13 protein-coding genes are annotated in these 16,283 nt (G+C 42.0%); 6 read left to right on the top strand and 7 right to left on the bottom strand.

What is annotated here, in order from left to right:
- Positions 1 to 3: 3 nt before the first annotated feature.
- Positions 4 to 507, bottom strand: a complete 504-nt coding sequence (locus tag NYE25_RS01175; protein WP_341144902.1) for a GNAT family N-acetyltransferase — start codon at positions 505 to 507, stop codon at positions 4 to 6.
- A 378-nt stretch (positions 508 to 885) separates the two neighbouring features.
- Between NYE25_RS01175 and NYE25_RS01170 the strand changes: the two genes are divergently transcribed.
- The 3 genes from NYE25_RS01170 (at position 886) to NYE25_RS01160 (ending at position 3,835) form a co-directional block, all read left to right on the top strand.
- Entirely contained in the window at positions 886 to 1,794 is a 909-nt protein-coding gene (locus tag NYE25_RS01170; RefSeq protein WP_341144901.1) for an alpha/beta fold hydrolase, read from the top strand.
- Positions 1,795 to 1,844: 50 nt separating this feature from the next.
- Positions 1,845 to 2,690, top strand: coding sequence for a sugar phosphate isomerase/epimerase family protein (locus tag NYE25_RS01165; protein WP_341144900.1), 846 nt, complete (start codon positions 1,845 to 1,847; stop codon positions 2,688 to 2,690).
- A 98-nt stretch (positions 2,691 to 2,788) separates the two neighbouring features.
- Positions 2,789 to 3,835 carry a glycosyltransferase family 4 protein gene (locus NYE25_RS01160; RefSeq protein ID WP_341144899.1) on the top strand — a complete coding sequence of 349 codons (1,047 nt, stop codon included), beginning with the start codon at positions 2,789 to 2,791 and terminating at the stop codon, positions 3,833 to 3,835.
- A gap of 12 nt (positions 3,836 to 3,847) precedes the next feature.
- On the opposite strand, the gene NYE25_RS01155 is transcribed toward NYE25_RS01160, so the two are convergent.
- Positions 3,848 to 4,642 carry an AraC family transcriptional regulator gene (locus NYE25_RS01155; RefSeq protein ID WP_234533804.1) on the bottom strand — a complete coding sequence of 265 codons (795 nt, stop codon included), beginning with the start codon at positions 4,640 to 4,642 and terminating at the stop codon, positions 3,848 to 3,850.
- Between the two features lie 135 nt (positions 4,643 to 4,777).
- On the opposite strand from NYE25_RS01155, the gene NYE25_RS01150 reads away from it, so the two are divergent.
- Complete coding sequence (locus NYE25_RS01150) at positions 4,778 to 6,121, top strand: glycoside hydrolase family 30 protein (RefSeq protein WP_042187078.1); 1,344 nt, start codon at positions 4,778 to 4,780, stop codon at positions 6,119 to 6,121.
- A gap of 108 nt (positions 6,122 to 6,229) precedes the next feature.
- Here the strand turns inward: NYE25_RS01150 and NYE25_RS01145 are convergent, their stop codons facing one another.
- From NYE25_RS01145 to NYE25_RS01130, 4 genes are all read right to left on the bottom strand, one after another.
- On the bottom strand, positions 6,230 to 7,834 hold the full coding sequence (locus NYE25_RS01145) for an extracellular solute-binding protein (RefSeq protein WP_341144898.1): 1,605 nt from the start codon (positions 7,832 to 7,834) through the stop codon (positions 6,230 to 6,232).
- Between the two features lie 45 nt (positions 7,835 to 7,879).
- The gene (locus NYE25_RS01140; protein WP_341144897.1) at positions 7,880 to 8,803 is read right to left on the bottom strand and encodes a carbohydrate ABC transporter permease; all 924 of its coding nucleotides are present in this window, start codon (positions 8,801 to 8,803) and stop codon (positions 7,880 to 7,882) included.
- A 17-nt stretch (positions 8,804 to 8,820) separates the two neighbouring features.
- A complete protein-coding gene (locus NYE25_RS01135; protein WP_341053883.1) occupies positions 8,821 to 9,744 on the bottom strand; it encodes an ABC transporter permease in 924 nt (307 codons plus the stop codon).
- A gap of 81 nt (positions 9,745 to 9,825) precedes the next feature.
- Entirely contained in the window at positions 9,826 to 11,430 is a 1,605-nt protein-coding gene (locus NYE25_RS01130) for an extracellular solute-binding protein (protein ID WP_076283055.1), read from the bottom strand.
- Positions 11,431 to 11,688: 258 nt separating this feature from the next.
- Here NYE25_RS01130 and NYE25_RS01125 point away from each other — a divergent pair, with 258 nt between their 5' ends.
- Together NYE25_RS01125 and NYE25_RS01120 are read left to right on the top strand one after the other, a co-directional pair.
- Entirely contained in the window at positions 11,689 to 13,407 is a 1,719-nt protein-coding gene (locus NYE25_RS01125; protein ID WP_341144896.1) for a sensor histidine kinase, read from the top strand.
- 18 nt (positions 13,408 to 13,425) lie between these two features.
- Positions 13,426 to 15,036 carry a response regulator transcription factor gene (locus NYE25_RS01120; protein WP_341144895.1) on the top strand — a complete coding sequence of 537 codons (1,611 nt, stop codon included), beginning with the start codon at positions 13,426 to 13,428 and terminating at the stop codon, positions 15,034 to 15,036.
- 64 nt (positions 15,037 to 15,100) lie between these two features.
- On the opposite strand, the gene NYE25_RS01115 is transcribed toward NYE25_RS01120, so the two are convergent.
- A complete protein-coding gene (locus NYE25_RS01115; RefSeq protein WP_341144894.1) occupies positions 15,101 to 16,195 on the bottom strand; it encodes a glycosyltransferase family 2 protein in 1,095 nt (364 codons plus the stop codon).
- Between the last annotated feature and the right edge of the window lie 88 nt (positions 16,196 to 16,283).

Genomic DNA, 16,283 nt, shown 5'->3' with positions numbered 1-16,283 from the left:
GACTCATAAACTAATCCAGTAGTTACATTTTCCATCCTCGATACCGCTAAGTATTCCTCTGTTCGCTTCAATAACCTTTCTCGAAGATACATTGTTCGGCTCACAAGTCAGCATGACCTTATCAATCCCCAGATCCGCAGTTTTTTTTAACAACTCTGCTAAAAAAATCTTGCCAAAGCCCTTTCCTCGCTCACTAGGCCTGATGCTATATCCGATGTGTCCACCTGATTTTCTTAATTGATCATTTAAGGAATGTCTTAGCTTTCCAACACCAACAGGATAAGAGTCAATCAGTAACCAATAGTTGGTTTGCGGGACATAGTTTGGTAGGAGATTATCGCCTCTTGAGAGTGCTATCCGATCTCTGATGAAATCAGGAAATTCACTGTAAGCCAAATCAAACCCATTGTTAACGAATCCATTCTCCCCAGGGCCGATCTCCATAATCATTTCAAAAATATCGCGTCCATCTGACAAACTCGCTTCCTTTAGCTCAATTAACATCATAATCCCCCCCCTAGAACACAGAATTGCTTACCATATCAAAAAAATTCACTGCATAAAAGAGCCCTCTGCATTATTTAATTGCACTTTCTACAACTAAAATTAACTTCAGCACGCCTGTCAATCGTTAAGTGTACTTTGTGCAACTAAATTCCCCCAATTAAGCTGTATCCGCTGATTTCCAGATATATAGTTGTACAAAGTACATCTATATCACAATAACCGGAGTAAAGTAGCTGTTTAGTTGTATAAAATACACTTATCTGCTCCCGCCCTCTTTTTCACAGTAATATTTCTATTTCTATCTCCTCCTTGCGGACTCTCGTAGTATACTAGTTGGAATAAGATACAGATGTTTTATTTTGGATAAGGAGGTTTGAGATGGTAAATAGCTTTAAGAATGCCAAGGCGCAAGAACGAGTGTGGCACTCCTATGAGCAGATGATTGAGCAGTGGCCCATTCCACTTGAGGAGCTCGATGTTCCAACCACATATGGACTGACGCATTGTATCCTTGCTGGTCAAAAGAATAATCCACCATTACTACTGTTTCATGGTGTTGGTGATAACTCGGCGGTCATGTGGATCTTAAATATCGAGGAGTTATCGAAGCATTTTTATTGCATCGCGATTGATACTTTGGGTGGACCCGGAAAAAGCATACCTAACGAGCAGTTTAACAAACAGAAGTTTGAGCAAGTAAAATGGATTAATGAAATAGCGACGTATCTGAATATAGACGTCTTTAATATTGCGGGTGTGTCCAATGGCGCCTATATTGCTTTTAATTATGCGACCAAGCAACCGGACAAAGTGAACCGTGTCGTTTGTTTGGAGGGCGGGATGGTCACTGCACCGATTAAAGCCATGATCCAAACTTTAATGATGATGTTCCCGGAGATTCTGATTCCAACGGATCGCAATTTACTGAAAGTTCTGAAGAAGTTAAGCGCACCTCACTCCCCTTTATTTGACAACCATCCAGCATTAGCTGCTCATCTGATCCTTTTAATGCGCACTCATAATCAGCAAGCTATGTTTGTGCATAAGCTTCATCCATACGATAAAAACGCTGCAGTCGCAGTTAGAGACAAGCTCTATTTTCTAGTTGGAGAACATGCGCTAAAACAATCGAAGGATTTCATAAAGATTTTAGAAGATGGAAAGTTCTATTACCAAGTCATCCCCCATACGGGACACGGGATTAATCATGAGCAACCGGATAGAGTAAACACTGAGATCATCAATTTCCTGATAGACGATAATGATAAATCACTTGCATCCAGATGAAAGCGCTACTATTATGTTTGTAATTACACATACCTACCCTAGATAAGGAGATGATTTCCATCAGATACGGAACATTAGCGCATACATTTGGTTGTTTACCCCTCAAATCGTTGACAGCAACGCTTCAGAATTATGATATCGATTTTGTTCAACTTGCTTTATCCAAAGCTATTCAGGACATCGATACCTCCACAGGTAAATTAAGTCCAGGCCTCGCAAACTATATTGGCGAACAATTTGACAGAGCAGGTATACGTATCGGAGTGTTAGGCTGTTATATCAATCCCATTCACCCGGATCCTGTTATTCGGAGATTTGAAATAGATCGCTTTAAAGAACATCTACGGTATGCCCGCCAATTCGGCGCCCCTATGGTGGCTACGGAGACGGGCGCACTGACTACTTTCCAAGCACAAGATCCGCTCCATTACGAAGAGATCGGCTGGGATATATTAAGGGCAACTGTACAAGAGCTTGCGGAGGAAGCTGAAAAATGGGGTGTTTTTCTCGGATTGGAGGGGGTCTGCACACATACTCTTTCTACACCCGACAAGATGCGCCGCATCTTAGATGAAATTCCCTCTGGCAATATTGGTGTTGTCCTGGATCCATGCAATTTTATTGGTGACGCTGTAGATATGCAGGATCAAATTGTTGATGACGCCTTCAGGTTGTTCGGGGATCGGATCATTTTGGCGCATTTAAAAGACATCTATCAAGATGGAGAGAGAATTTACCACGGTAAGGCTGGTGGAGGGCATTTCCATACCGAAACTTTCCTGAGCAAACTCCAAAAATATAAGCCCATGATCGACCTATCTTTAGAAGATATAACGAACCTCGAGATTAATGAGACCGTTGCTTTACTGAAGAATATTGCTCATATGGAAAAATAACGCTTTTCAAAATTAGCTAAATGGTACCTTTCTATGCGAGTTGAATAAAATAAGAAACAGAACGATTAAGCCCTAACTTGGAAGGGACGGGATTACCGATGAGACTCACATTCCCTATTCTGACCTTATCTCATGGTGGAGCTCAACGCATGCTGGTAGAACTCACCAATGGGCTAACAGCTATGGGGCATCAGGTTACTACCCTCATGCCTGTGGATGGGGTTGTTTCCTATGATGTCCGTTCCACCTTAATCCGTTCCACACATATGGAGCTTCAAGAACAGGATTATCCCTCAGGCGATGTTATTGTTTCTAATTTTCATACGACAGTCCCTACCTCTCAAGCAGCTAGCAATCAAGGAAAAGGAATTCATGTAAGATTGTCATTATGTTATGAACCCCCCTTTTTACCAGATAGTTCGCTGTCGTTCCCTTCTTATCATGTCACAGAGCATCTAATTGTTTTATCGCATTGGCAGCAGGAGCTGATTCGTTTAAATCATGGGATCACAGGAAAAATCGTGCCCATTGGCATTAGCTCCTCCTTCAAGAATATGAATATCCGTTACAGTCTTCAGGAGCCTTTAAATATAACAGCTATATTAAGAAAAGCAGAACGTGGTTTCTCATGGCACCGTGAGCAAGACTATCTTATAGAGCAGCTGGATCACGTGAAAAATCAATGTCCCAATGTAAATATTAACTTTATCAGTCCGCCTGACGAGTTCAACACTTCAGAAGATCTCCAAAGAATGAAAGCTACTGGCAAATATCGATTCTTCACGCCAGCGGATGATGAAGAGCTCTGTTACCATTACAACGGTGCAGATATCTTTGTTAGTTCTAGTATTTTTGATACGGGTTCTTTGCCAGGACTTGAAGCCATGCGGTGTGGCGCAGCACTCGTCTGTGTTTATTCAGGTGGAAATATGGAATACGCAAATCACGAGAAGAACTGCCTGCTCTCCTATCGGTACGAGAATCGGCTTGGTGAAGATGTCATCCGCCTAATCCGAGACCCAAACTTAAGAACTAAATTGGCCGCACAAGGTGAAAGATCTTCCCACAAATGGACATGGGCAAATAGTGCCAGGTTATTTGAACAAGCGGTTAGGGATTTCTTGTTAAAAACTAGACGATCTTAAAAATAGTGAAGGCTACTCTCTCTTACGATAGTTGCCTGGCGAGACGCCATAACGTTCCCGAAACACCCTGTGGAAATAGGTGTAGCTTCCAAACCCCGTCTCCTCTGCTATTCGCTCTAAGGTATAATTGGTGTTGTCCATTAATCGAAGTGCCATAGCAAGCCGAATTTGCCCAGCATATTGCATAATAGAGTAGCCGAATTGAATTTTGAATACATGTACGGCCCTCGTTACACTAATTCCGGCATGGGCAGCTACATCCTTTAGCCTGATTTCTGATGTAGCATGCTCCTCTACATAACTCTTCATCTTAAGCCCGTGTAGCAGTGAGGCTGATGATGATGCAGGTGCTTCTTCCATAGCCCGATCTAACAGCAGACATAGCGCTTTAAACAGCGCCTCAAGTATTTCAGGGCTACCCCCATCTAGTCTTCTATTCTCCAAATCAAGCTGTTGCCATATACTTTGCAGCTTGCCATCATCCGCAATTCTAACCTTCTTCGGTCTTTCGCGCAGGTTCCACCATTGATCCACCCATTCCCCTGTACACATTACAAAATAGTCCACACTATGTCCCAGCGGACTCTTCTTTTCCCCGATTCTTAGATCATATATATCTTGAGGTTTAAATAATAACAGATCACCAGGCACCACGGTTACCATGTCCCCATCGATCAGTACTTCACACTCCCCTTCTGCTTGCAGCCTGATGATATAGGTATCCAGCCCACTGCGATATAATTGCCGAAAAGGCTGAGTATGGCGAATAAAGCCGCATAGGCTTATTTGGACACTATTAGTTTCCATTGCATTCACTCCTCTTCTCTAAGTAAACGATGACCAGATCGTTGAGGTTCTTAGCCATTTTGTTTCTTCAAAGAGCAGTGAATCTCCTTCTATAATAAAGACAGAATTTATATGTACAGGAGGTTACCAACCATTATGAGTAAAATTGTTCGCGTCATTCAAACAGCAAAAGAAACTACCGACCGTCTGACAGAAAAAGACCCTCTGATCTTCCTCCCTGACACATCAGGCGTCGAATCAGAGCTCATCAATATTTATGATGATCTGGAGTATCAGGAAATGGAAGGTTTCGGTGGTGCACTTACCGAGGCTTCTGCTGTTACCATCGCTAAACTAAGTGAAGCTAAACAAAAAGAAATCATCGACGCTTATTTTGATCCTGAGCACGGAATTGGGTATACCCTTTGCCGCTCGCATATCCAGAGCTGTGACTTCTCACTGGGCAACTATGCTTATGTAGAAGAAGGCGATGCAGAGCTCCGTTCGTTCGATATTTCCAGAGATCAAGAGTCAATTATCCCCCTAATCAAAAATGCTGCAACAGCTGTTGGTGAAGATTTCCGTTTGTTCTCCTCTCCTTGGAGTCCACCTGCTTTTATGAAGACGAACGGTCAAATGAACGGTGGTGGAGCTCTTAAGCCTGAATACCGTGAGGCTTGGGCCAACATGTTCGTAAAATATATTCAGGCTTACGCAGCTGAAGGCATCGATATTTGGGCTGTTAGTGTTCAGAATGAAGCGAAGGCTGTTCAAATCTGGGATTCTTGCCTTTATACTGCCGAAGAAGAAAAAGATTTTGTTCGTGATTACTTGGGACCAGCCTTGGAACAAGCCGGTTTGGCTCATGTAAAGGTTATGATCTGGGATCATAACAAGGAGCGCGTGTATGACCGTGCCAAGGTTGCTTTTGAAGATCAAGAAGCTTCCAAATACATTTGGGGAATTTGCTTCCACTGGTACTCCGGAGATCACTTCGAAGCCCTATCGGCCGTTCATGATCGCTTCCCAGACAAGAAGCTGTTCTTCAGCGAAGGCTGCCAAGAAGGTGGCGTTCATCTTGGCTCATGGAACACAGGCGAACGTTACGGCCATGATATCATTGGTAACCTGAACAACTGGATGTCAAGCTGGACGGACTGGAATATTGTCTTGGACGAGCAAGGGGGCCCTAACCATGTAGGTAACTACTGCGATGCTCCAATTATTGGAGATACGAAAAACGATGAAATAATATTTGAGAGCTCCTTCTATTACATCGGGCATTTCAGTAAATACATTCGCCCAGGTGCTAAACGAATTGGGCACTCTAAATATACAGATAAGCTTGAAACAACAGCTTTCCGTAACCCAGATGGCACCATTGCTGTTATCGTTATGAACCGCACGGAACAAGAGCTTCCTTTCACCCTGCGCTTCCATAACAACTTGGCTGAGAACATGATTCCGGCTCATGCCATTCAAACCCTGCTAATAAAGTAAAAAGAATAAGGAGGTTCTCTTTATGCCACTCGCATAGAGAGAACCTCCTTTGTTTAAATAAGTGAAATAGGATGTTACAGCCTAGCCGTCAGTATTTCACATAATGCTCTATTCTACATTCACATAACGACTGTAAGCATCGGTACGAATTTTAACCAGCTTCTCCAGCCCCATTCCCCGCAGCTGTTTCACATAATCAGCCCAGCCCTCGTCAATTTTACCTCTAATTATAAACTGAGCACGCATTGTATTGACATAACTATCGATGTCCGTAGTCAAAGTCGGCAGCAGCTGAAACTCTTCAGCGGTGTACATTACATCAGGGAAAGGTGGCGTTGTATAATCACTTCCCAGCTTATCGAGCTGCAGCTTCAGTCCATCTCCGGTTTTTGGGTTTAGAAAGATGGATTTTTCAAACACTGGACTGACATATTTCGGCCCGAAATCCCGGAGTGATTGATCCCAATACCAGGCATCAGCACTGGTACCCATCGGTGGGTCCATCAATGTATAAGAACCGTTAATATTTTTCTTAATAACGGTGTCTATCGCTCCCCAGAAATTTTGAATGCTTGCTTCATTGGTATAGAACTGGTCAGCCCAGCGGGCAGCAATCTCTGGATATTTGCAAGAAGTGGAAATTAGCAGCTCGTTACGCTCCAGATTCATTCCATACGGATTTCCTATGGTGTAGCGCTTACCATCCGGTCCTGCAATCGGAGGAATCGTGATATATTGATCACTCCATTTGCCAAACACGGCATCCGGCGTCCACTGATACGAGAATCCTACGATAGGAGCATCCGGATTAAGAAACTTGGCTGATCTCATCGTTTCATCTTGCGTGAATAACTCTTTATCAAGCAAACCTTCGACAAATAATTTATGCTCCCATTTGAGCCCTTCTTTGTACGCCTCTGAAACAGGGTAATATACCGCATTTCCGTCCTGGACGACCATAAAGTTATTGTTCAGATCCGTGATTCCGAAGGGACTGATGAGATCATTACTTACTTCGATAACAGGTATCTCATCCAGCCTTCCATTACCATTAGGGTCACGTTCTTTAAATGCTTTTAGCACGTTGTATAAATCATCAATCGTATCGGGAATCTTCAATCCCAATTTATCCAGCCAGGTTTTGTTAATCACGGGTTGGCGTGAGCTTTTAGGACGTAAAGGTAATCTTGCAGGCAAAGAGTAGATTTTCCCGTCAGGAAAAGTACTGATTTTTTTCAATTCAGGCTCTTCCTGCATGGCTGCTTTGAGGTTAGGCATATAGCTTTCGATATAGTCATCAAGCGGCCTGAATAAGCTTAAATTATTGACGATATCCGAATCTCCGAAGGTCTCACTCCCTAAAATGATATCTGGAAGTGTACCGCTTGCCAGCATAATGGACTTCCGCTCACTCCAATCATTAGCAGACATCACCTGCCAATCGATTTTGACATTCGTATTTTTTTCCAAATCCTTCAGCCATTGATTCTGGATAAAGTTATCTCCCATGCTTCCCCACCGAACCGTTAGAACCTTCAGCGTCATGGGCTTATCCACGATTGGCAAACCTTCTTTATGAAATTGACCCGGAGCAGATACAACAGAGTTTACCCCTTTATCCCCTTTACAGGCTGTAAGGCCAGCAAGCAACGTTGTCACTAGAAGAATGACGGTGATTGTTCTATTGATACTGTTTTTGGGTTGCTTTTTCATTACGGTCTTGCTCCCTCACAAATGTTAGTTGAAAAGTAGAAGAGCTTATTCCTTCACTGCGCCGATCATTACCCCTTGGTTAAAGTATTTTTGCACAAATGGGTATACACACATAATTGGAACAGTTGCTACGATAATAACCGAATACCGCATCATATTTGCGAGCCGTAACGCGATTTGTGCGGCTTCTCCGGTCCCCATACCAGACTGCATCTGATTGGTAATCAGAATATTTCGCAGGATCAGCTGCAAAGGATACATATTAGGATTTTTCAAATAAATCAAGGCATTAAAATATGAATTCCAATAACCTACAGCGATCCATAAACCTAACACTGCAATAATAGCCTTCGACAACGGTAGAACTATCTGTGCAAAATAACGGAGATTGCCACAACCATCAATTTGCGCTGCTTCCCATAAATCACCCGGAATACTAGTCTGGAAAAAAGTTCGTGCCACTATGATATTAAAAACTCCAACTGCGAAAGGCAGTACCATAACCAAGAAAGTATCATAGAGATGGAAATCACGAACCGTTAAAAAAGTAGGAATCAACCCCCCATTAAAGAACATTGTAAATATGAAAAACAGCGAAATATATTTTCGCCCAACAAGGTCCTTTCTTGACAACGCATAGGCAGCTGAGATATTAACTACTAAACCGATTGCAGTCCCAACCACCGTGTACAGGATGGTATTCCAATACCCGATCCAAATATTCTCATGTCGAAGCAGCTCTTTATAACCATCAAAAGTAAACCCTTTAGGAAATAGCCAAACTTGACCCCCTGCAACCGCGGAAGGATCACTGAACGAAGCAATGACGATAAAATACAGCGGATAGATCAGGATGATTAGAAAAATTGCCGATATAACGTACATCACAAATTCCATTATAGTATCTGAGGAGCGATTCTTCTTTATTTTTCCTACATTTCCTTTAGTCGCCGTCTCTAAACCTCCCATTTCAATGCTCCTCCCTTCTACCACAAGCTATTTTCGCTTAATTTTTTTGAAATCTGATTGACCATGATCAATAAAATAAAATTAATGACCGTGTTGAACAGGTTGATCGCCGACGAAAAGCTATACTGACTGCTGAGCAGACCAATTTTGTAGACATAAGTAGACAGAATTTCACTTGAAGTGATGTTCAAGTCATTTTGCATTAAGTACACCTTTTCAAATCCAACCCCAAGCAGTCCCCCGACCCGCAGGATAAGCAATGTTATCGCTGTTGGCATCAGCATCGGAATATCGATGTAACGAATTTTATGCATCCGACTTGCGCCGTCTACGGTTGCAGCCTCATACAAACTAGGATCAACAGCAGAGAGAGCAGCGATAAAGATAATGCTATCCCAGCCGACATGCTGCCACACATCCGACCAGACGTACACACTGCTGAATAATCCGGCAGAGCCCATTAGATCAGGAGCTTCTTTTCCAAAAAGACTATATACATTGCCCAGTAGTCCGGTGCTAGGTGAGAACAGAATCATCATTAAGCCCACCATAACTACGGTTGAGATAAAATGTGGCATATAGGATATCGTCTGAAAAAACCGTCTAAAACGGTTTGGTCTCATCTGGTTAACCATCAGCGCCAGTATAATCGGAATTGGAAACGTAATCAGACTGTACACACTGATGATTAGCGTATTTTTGATCGTGGCAGAAAATTGATAGGAATTAAAGAACTTCTCGAAGTATTTGAATCCGGCCCATGGACTTCCGCCTATTCCTAACGCCGGGCTATAATCCTTAAAGGCAATGAGCACCCCATACATGGGTTTATATGCGAATAATAACGTAAGGACTACTGCAGGAAAAAGCAACGTATATAAGCCCCAGTTTTGTTTGATTTGTCCGAGTTTCCGACTCAAATGAATTGGATCAGATTTCATAACATCCCCTCCTTATTAAAAATAGAGAATGCTACCCCACAAATTTATGTAGGGCAGCACCTTTTTCGAAAGACGAATAGGTTATTTCACACTCATATAACGACTGTAAGCATCTGTGCGAATCTTGACTAATTTTTCAAGCCCCATTTTATTAAGCTGTTTGACATAATCATCCCAGCCTTCGTCAATTCCGCCTTTGCTAATAAATTGAGCGCGCATTGTATTCACATAACCGTCGATATCCGTAGTCAGGGTTGGCAGCTCCTCGAACTCGTCGGAGGTGTACATAACGTTAGGGAAAGGCTCTGTAACATATTCACTACCCAGCTTATCCAGCTGCAGCTTCAGTCCATCTCCACTTTCAGGATTAAGAACGATTTTCTGTTCAAAGGACGGGCTCACATATTTTGGTCCGAAATCTCGAAGAGACTGATCCCAATACCAGGCATCTGCGCTGGTTCCAGCTGGTGGATCCATCAATGTATAAGTGCTGTCATCATTCTTCTTAATTACAGTTCCAATTGCACCCCAAAAATTCTGAATGCTCGCTTCGTTCGTGTAGAACTGATCTGCCCAACGCGCAGCAACCTCTGGATACTTACTCGAAGTAGTAATCAGCAGTTCATTACGGTTAAGACTCATCCCAATTGGATTACCGATTGTATAACGCTTACCATCCGGTCCGGCAATCGGTGGAATCGTCACATATTGATCGCTCCATTTACCAAACACAGCGTCCGGGGTCCACTGATACGTAAAGCCTACGATTGGAGCATCCGGATTTTGGAACTTCGCCGATCTCATCGTATCATCCTGAGTGAATACCTCTTTATCTAACAATCCTTCCGCATACAATTTATTTTCCCATTTAAGGCCTTCTTTGAACTCCTCCGAAACAGGGAAATAGATCGCTTTTCCGTCCTTGATGATCATATTGTTGTTATTCAAGTCGGCAATTCCGAAAGGACTGATCAAGTCATTCCCAATTTCAATAAAAGGAATCTCATCTTGTTTGCCATTTCCGTTTGGATCTTGTTCTTTGAAAGCTTTAAGTACGTTGTATAACTCATCAATCGTTTCAGGAGCCTTCAAGCCCAATTTATCGAGCCAAGTTTTGTTAATCACAGGCTGACGAGAGCTTTTCGGACGCGATGGAAGTCTTGTTGGCAGTGAATAGATTTTCCCGTCAGGAAAAGTGCTGATTTTTTTCAACTCAGGCGTTTCTTCCATGGCCGCTTTAAGATTTGGCATATTTTTTTCAATATAATCATCTAACGGCCGGAAAAAGCTTAGATTATTAACGATATCGGAATCTCCGAAGGTTTGATTTCCGAGGATAATATCTGGAAGTGTACCGCTAGCCAGCAGAATGGACTTCTGTTCGGCCCAGTCATTGGAGGACATCACTTGCCATTCGATTTTGACATTTGTATTTTTCTCCAGATCCTTCAGCCATTGGTTCTGCGTAAACGTGTCTCCCATGCTTCCCCAACGTACGGTCAGCACCTTAAGCGTTACAGGCTCATTAACAATTGGCAGACCTTCTTTGTTGTAACTGCTCGTCTCACTAGTCGCAGCATTATTCCCGTCTTTTCCGCCGCAGCCAGCAATACCAAATACCATAGCCGCCGCCAGCAGACCCACAGTCCATTTCTTTGCCGTCTTTTTCTTACTGTGTTGACTCATCCTCTTAATCCCCCATTTCAATTAATCAAAGATTATCTGAATAGCTTAATCATAACGTCTTATTTTTTCGTATTCCGGACCCTTTAAGACGGTTATCCAGACCTTTGAATCCGCTTACAAAAAAACACAAAATCAAAAGCCCTCGCTTGAAGGGACTTAATAACAGTATCCCGACTTCTGTATGTGCTTTCCGGACTTTGCGGTAAATCGCTAGCGAGTTCTCCTGTATTTTTCCTGCAGAGGTCTTATAATGATTTTATGAACAAAAAAACAGCGAGGCATAAAACCTACCCCATTCGTCATTATATAAAAGTCATGATGGCAGTCTCGTTCACAGTCCTCATTCTGGATTTAGCCATCAGCATTACTTCCATTTCTATCGTTAAGCAGCAGTCCACTCGAAATTTACAGGATACTGCGGCACTCTACATTAATCGTATCAATCATGATTTTGCTTACATTAATCACTATATGGGCTGGACGCTTGGGAACGATGAGAGCTTGCATGCGATGAATACTTACGGGGTCAACAGTATCGAGTTCTTGAAGGCAAATGATAATCTGCATAAACGCTTTACCGAGCTGCAAAAAAACTACGGACATGAGTACAACTTTTTCTACTATTTGAAAAATGAGAACTACTTTTTAAACTGTGCACCGATCAGCGTAACCTATACGGATTACAGGATGCTCAAAACGAAGATTATTTCTTATATTAATGATAAGGAGATGTATGAGAAGTTTTACTCCAAATGGACGCCTATCCTTGTAAACAACCACTATTATGTAATTAATATCGTTCCTTATTACAATCGTTATTTAATTGGGTTGATCTCCGCTGATAATCTGATCCGCCCTCTACGCCAAATTAATCTGGGTGCCAATGGTTATGTTTCTCTAGTGGATGAGAATGAACAGCCTTTATCAAGTCCCATATCGAACAGCGGCAAGCTGGTAACGGAAGATGGGGGATTCTCTAATCTTTTGCAATCGCGTACAACAATCAACAGCGCCTTCTCGGACACTAATTTCAGCACCAAAATGGTCATTAAATATGGAATCTTTGAAAAAATCATGATTGCTCAGCTGCTTATAATGCTGCTCTTCTTCATTGTGACTTCCACTTTATGCATCGTTCTGCTGTTTTTCAAGAAAAGAGTACTGGGCCCGATTCAAAGCTTCTCTGAGAACCTTGCTTTCATTAATGAGGCTGGGCAACCCGCAGATTTCAAAAGCAGTGAGATTATAGAGCTGGAACAAGCTAACACACAGTTTAAAGATTTAGTTGATCAAATCAAAACCTTCAAAATCGCTATGTACGAGCAGGAACTGGAGAAGCAGCGGATACAACTGGATTATATGAAGCTACAGATCAAGCCCCACTTTTTCTTAAATTGCCTGACTAGCATCTACAGCATGGCCCAAATTGAAATGTATAAAGAAATTGAGAATATGACGTTATCTACGTCGAAATATTTCCGTTATATTTTTCAAAATGGTGAGAATTTTGTCCGGCTGGAGGATGAAATCGAGCATGTCCGAACCTATCTAGAGATTCAAAAGCAACGTTATCAGGATGCATTTATTTACAATATTGAGCAAGAGGATCAGGCAAGCTGTGTGGAAATTCCGCCATTAGTGCTGCAAACCTTCATTGAAAATTCTATTAAATATGCGATTTCACGAGAACATGAAGTAGAGATCAGGCTTACAGTCCAGCGATTACGGATTGAAGAGGAAGACATACTCGTTATCCAGCTCACCGACACCGGTCCCGGTTTTCCACCGCAAGTGTTAGAGAAGCTTAATCTTGGTGAGCCCTTGGATCAAAGCAACGGTATGCAGATCGGCATTATGAATACGCTTAAACGGCTGGAATATCTCTATTTAAAAAGAGCAACTATCACCTTTTCCAATTTGGAGAGCGGCGGCGCTAGTGTAATCTTATCTCTTCCAGAGCTTCCTAAAAAAATCTAAATGAATGGAGAGCTAACTATGAATGTACTGCTTGTTGATGATGACTTTTATGTTATTGCTGCATTGCAAAAGAGAATAGATTGGGAATCGTTACACATTGATACTGTCTATACAGCAAATAATGTCGCTCAGGCACGTGAAATAATAGAAAAGCATTCTATTCAAATTCTGATATCGGATATTGAAATGCCTCAGGGTAGCGGATTGGAATTACTGGCATGGATTCGCGAAGGGAATTATAGTATTCAGACTATACTTCTTACTAATTATGCGGATTTCAACTATGCCCAGAAAGCGATTGAATTGCAAAGCTTTGAATATTTTCTGAAGCCCATCGAATTTGATAAGCTGATGCTGATTATCCACAAGGCTATCACACAGGCAAAAGAGCAGCAAAGAAATGAAAAAGCCATTCAAGGCGGTTACTTTTGGCAAAAAAACCAGGCGAAGATTCTCGAGCATTTTTGGCGGAAGTTGGTTAGTGGAAGCACATCATTTCCGATTAAATTAGCGGACATCACCCTTGCCATTGAGGAACAGAACCTCTCCTATCAAATGAGTGACACTCTGCAGCCTTTAATCTTTAACCTATTTCCATACAACGGCAGTATGGGAAAAGAAGAGAAGGATCTTTTTGATTTTGCTCTGCTGAACGTATTATATGAATTGTTACAGAGTCCTTGCTTTACCATCGAGAGCATCCTGGAATATAAAGATTATAATTGGATCGCCATATTAAAATGGAACCAGACGCCAGACACACTCTTGCTTGAAGAAATATGCTCTTCCTTTATTCAAAAGGCGATTCCTTATTTAAAATGCGACGTCTGCTGCAATATTGGTTTATACGATAAACTGAATCATGTGGGAAATGTTCTGAAACAATCGCTACGCATGGATGAGGAAATTACGAGATGCAGAAATCAGACTTTTTTAGTGGAAGCCTATCTCTATCAAAATAAAACTGGCTATACACCACCGGATCTTGTCTATTTGGAAGAGCTGCTGAACCAGAATCAGTTCACTACTTTTCTTGAGGAAGTTACGAAATCTCTAAGGGTTATGCTTAACAATAGAACTCTGGAGACCGCTGTCCTTAGCTTGTTCCGCTTAGATATTGTTCAGCTAATCTATTCATTTCTCAACCTCAAAGGCATACGGTCACACAAACTATATTCCGGAAAAACTAACGATAAATTATCCTTGCACTCTCTGAACTCGATCGAGGATATGGAAGAATATCTTAAATATCTAGTGACTACAGCGATGAAATACCGTGAGTTTGCCGCACAGACCAAATCCGTCGCGGAGGAAATCAAACAATACATTCATTCGCATTACGGTGATGATCTATCGCGAAATGATTTGGCCGAAATTGTCTACCTTAATCCTGATTATCTGGCAAGAATATTCAAACGAGAAACTGGTGTTTCATTAGGCAGCTACGTCATCCAAGTTAGAATCGCGGCTGCAAAGCATCTATTGGAAACCACAAATATGTCTGTTTATACTGTCGCAAACAAGGTTGGCTATAACAACTACTCCTATTTCTCTAAGCTGTTCAAACAAGAGGTCGGTCTCCCTCCCAACGATTACAAAAAAGAACAACAATACAATCCAGCATATTAAAAAGAGGGTGTCTTAACGACGAAAACCCCCAGAGTCAAAATCATGACTACTGGGGGCTTTTTTGTTAAGCTTGAATCGCTACATATTTGTCGCCAAGCAAATTTTTAAAATAAGTGCGGTTATATAACATGCTAGGATGGGACGGATAAAAGTTCAGCGCCGTTTCATTATGATGATTCGCTAACTCGTGTTGGCCAAGGCGATCATAACAGAGTGCCAATTGGAGATGCGGCAGCCAGGTATAAAAAATCCCATTTTTCATCCCCATCGAATCGTTATCCCGTGGCAGCTGTATCGCAAGCTCATACCAGTATGTTGCTGGGTGTAATTGACCCTTTTCCAATAGAAGGGCCCCAAGTCGGCAGCAGAACTCTGAACGTGGTTTATCGTACTGTAATGTTCTGCATAATGCTTCATATGCACCGTCTTTATCCCCCAGCCGTTCCCGGCATTCGGCAAGCCTTAAGCAAGCTTGAAAATTATCTTCTATCCAGCCCTGTCCACCCGCCAAAAACAGCTCGTAGTATTTGCAAGCCTCTTCATTTATAGCATGATCCCTTAATTCATTCGCATAATAATACTGATCCCTTGGAGAGAATGTTTCACCCTCAGCCACTCTTTTTTGGTAAATCCGCAAATTACGGTCTGTATATTCCTTATCCTTCTCATGGGTAATACAGACATCACTACTAAAGGAAGGGCCACTTACCTCTAGATACTCATGTACTGGGCCAATCCATTGAAAATTGCAGCTCCGGCGAACTAGCCGATTCCGACGCAAGCTAGCTGTGACATTCCCCGCCTCGTCAAAAGCCAAATTATACTGCATGTTCACGCTGTGAAAATGTCCTGGCAGAATCTCCTTTAGCTTTTTAAACAGAATCTGATCCGCTTCCTTTATATAGTCATCCGCATCCAGCCACAAAATATACTCCTGAGTAGCTTTACTGAAGGCAAAATTACGTGCGGCACTAAAGTTATCGATCCATTCAAAATCGTAAATCACAGCTCCGTAGGACATTGCGATCTCTTTCGTCTTATCCTTCGAGCCTGTATCCACGATAACCACTTCATCTACAAGACTTGCAACGCTAGACAAACATTTATGCAGGCTTTTTTCTTCATTTCGTACAATCATACATAAACTAATCGTGACCATACTCGCCCTCCTAAGCGTTTTGTTTAAAATTTCTTTCTATATTGATATGCTGAGTTAGTGAAATGGAATCCTACACTTGCTTTTTAGA

The sequence above is a fragment of the Paenibacillus sp. FSL E2-8871 genome (assembly GCF_038000345.1).
Classification (GTDB): Bacteria; Bacillota; Bacilli; order Paenibacillales; family Paenibacillaceae; genus Paenibacillus_AQ.
This window is presented reverse-complemented; position numbering and strand designations above follow the sequence as displayed.

Coding starts and splice junctions, on each gene's coding strand:
- NYE25_RS01115 (WP_341144894.1), bottom strand. CDS start 16,195: ATGGTCACGATTAGTTTATGTATGATTGTACGAAATGAAGAAAAAAGC.
- NYE25_RS01170 (WP_341144901.1), top strand. CDS start 886: ATGGTAAATAGCTTTAAGAATGCCAAGGCGCAAGAACGAGTGTGGCAC.
- NYE25_RS01150 (WP_042187078.1), top strand. CDS start 4,778: ATGAGTAAAATTGTTCGCGTCATTCAAACAGCAAAAGAAACTACCGAC.
- NYE25_RS01140 (WP_341144897.1), bottom strand. CDS start 8,803: ATGGGAGGTTTAGAGACGGCGACTAAAGGAAATGTAGGAAAAATAAAG.
- NYE25_RS01155 (WP_234533804.1), bottom strand. CDS start 4,642: ATGGAAACTAATAGTGTCCAAATAAGCCTATGCGGCTTTATTCGCCAT.
- NYE25_RS01125 (WP_341144896.1), top strand. CDS start 11,689: ATGAACAAAAAAACAGCGAGGCATAAAACCTACCCCATTCGTCATTAT.
- NYE25_RS01175 (WP_341144902.1), bottom strand. CDS start 507: ATGATGTTAATTGAGCTAAAGGAAGCGAGTTTGTCAGATGGACGCGAT.
- NYE25_RS01135 (WP_341053883.1), bottom strand. CDS start 9,744: ATGAAATCTGATCCAATTCATTTGAGTCGGAAACTCGGACAAATCAAA.
- NYE25_RS01165 (WP_341144900.1), top strand. CDS start 1,845: ATGATTTCCATCAGATACGGAACATTAGCGCATACATTTGGTTGTTTA.
- NYE25_RS01145 (WP_341144898.1), bottom strand. CDS start 7,834: ATGAAAAAGCAACCCAAAAACAGTATCAATAGAACAATCACCGTCATT.
- NYE25_RS01130 (WP_076283055.1), bottom strand. CDS start 11,430: ATGAGTCAACACAGTAAGAAAAAGACGGCAAAGAAATGGACTGTGGGT.
- NYE25_RS01160 (WP_341144899.1), top strand. CDS start 2,789: ATGAGACTCACATTCCCTATTCTGACCTTATCTCATGGTGGAGCTCAA.
- NYE25_RS01120 (WP_341144895.1), top strand. CDS start 13,426: ATGAATGTACTGCTTGTTGATGATGACTTTTATGTTATTGCTGCATTG.